We start from the raw sequence: 1,880 nt of genomic DNA on the forward strand, positions 1-1,880 counted from the left end.
TGCTAAAGCCTTTAATGATAAGGTAAGCGCAGCAGCCCTTAGATACCACATAAAAGCCGCCTTAAATAAAAGCCATAGCATAGAAAGCTTTAAACAAAACCTAAACAAAATCGCAAATAGAGTGGAATTTAATAATGCCACTAAAGCCCTACTTAGAGAGATTGAGCAAGCACTACCAAGAAGTACAGAGAGTGGGGGAGGGGGAGTAAGCACGGAATTAAAGCCTAATAGAGAAGTAAGCACTACACCTAATACAGAGAGTGGAACAACTCAAGCAAATATAGAGGCAAGAGCGCTACAAAGTGAAGCGGCAGAAGTGGGGCAACAAGAGGCAAGAGCGCTAGAGAGTAGCAAAGTTAAGGGAGCAAGTGAAGCGCCTGTAAATGAGGCAAGAGCTCTACAAAGTGAAGCGCCTGTAAATGCTAGAGGTTTACGGAATGAAACGGCAGAAGTGGGGCAGAATACTAAGGCTTTAGAGAGTGAAGCAGATGTAAGGGCTTTAGAAAGTCAAACGCCTGTAAAAGTACAAGATGAAGCGGGGCAGAGTGGAGGAAGTGAAACACTCCCCACTAAAACTAAATTAGAAAGAGAATTAAGCCCACAAGAAATACATGAAGTGATTAGTAAGTGGGATTTAAGCCCCACAAGTAATAAGAGTGGCAAACAAAGATTAGTAGTGGCTAGAGTAGAAGCAAAGGAGGCAGAGGAACTAACAAAAGCCCTTGAATTTAAAGGGCAAAAGGACTTAATACGAGAGATTGACTCCCACCAAGTAATCCACGCCCTTAAACAACATGGCGATATAGCCAAAGAAGCGCAAAGAGGGCAAATTGCGATTAACTTAGAGGATATTAGCCACTACATAGATACCATAAAAGAAGCTGACTTTAAGCATATCCAAGATAATGGGCGCGTGCTATATGCTAAGCAAGTTAACGGGCATGTAGTGGTGATAGAGGAGGCGTTAAGCGGGCAAGATAAATTAAGATTTTTTGATATGTGGAAACAAAAAGGCAAGCTTAATAAGGAAGTATTGCTATCCCACAGCCAACGCCCTAACACGACTCCAAGCCTTAATCTTGAAGGCCATATGCCTAGCAATAGCGGTTACAGTCCTAAACTGCCTACCGCCACTAAGGAAACTACCACTCCCCCCCTTAAAAGTCAAGCTATCCCCCACAATAAAGCCTTTGGTACAAACTTTGAGCAGTTTTACCATGATCCAAAAGGCGCAATTGCTAAACTACTAGAGACTAAAGAGGGACAAGTAGCCGGGGCGTTTTATAGGGAGGATTTAGGCGATATAGATTTGGTGTGGGGGGAAATTAGAGATCAAAAAGGTAAATTACAAGGCTATGGGCTAAGTAAGATTGTAGAAAAACACCTAAATGACTTTAGCCTATTTGAGGGGAATAGTGCTTATGAGAAATTAGGCAATGGGTTAGAGGAAATAGTAAGAAATGGAAAATTAGTTTCAAATCAAGCCGGAGTAAAAACCATTATCTTAAAAAAAGACAAACAAGAATTCAGAGTAGGTTTAACGCAAGGGTGGAAACATGAAGGAGATAACTATTGGATAGTAACGGCTTATAAAAAATCCCCCGCGCAGAAGTTCGACCAAGTCGCGGCTAAGTCTGAACATGGAACCGATCTAGTTCAGAAGGATAAGCCTAACCCTACCACTCCCCCCCTTAAAAGTCAAGAGTTTAATAACTACAATAACTACATTGATGTAGAAGTGATACAACACCCTAAGCTACTCCCCTATAAAGGCGATTGGCAGATTTATAAAGAGGCTAAAGCTAAGGGTTTAAGTTATATAGAGTTTAAGGCATTAAGAGAGCAAGAGAAAGCTACTAGAGCCCAAAATAACACAAGAT

The 1,880-nt window shown here is 41.4% G+C and carries 1 protein-coding gene; it reads left to right on the forward strand.

Going from position 1 to position 1,880, the window contains the following annotated elements; all coding sequences use genetic code 11:
* A partial coding sequence (locus tag G6Q00_RS08105) for an RNA polymerase-binding protein DksA (RefSeq protein WP_163532741.1) occupies nucleotides 1-1,880 on the forward strand: 1,880 nt, incomplete at both ends.

The sequence above is a fragment of the Helicobacter suis genome (assembly GCF_902196125.1).
GTDB lineage: Bacteria > Campylobacterota > Campylobacteria > Campylobacterales > Helicobacteraceae > Helicobacter > Helicobacter suis_B.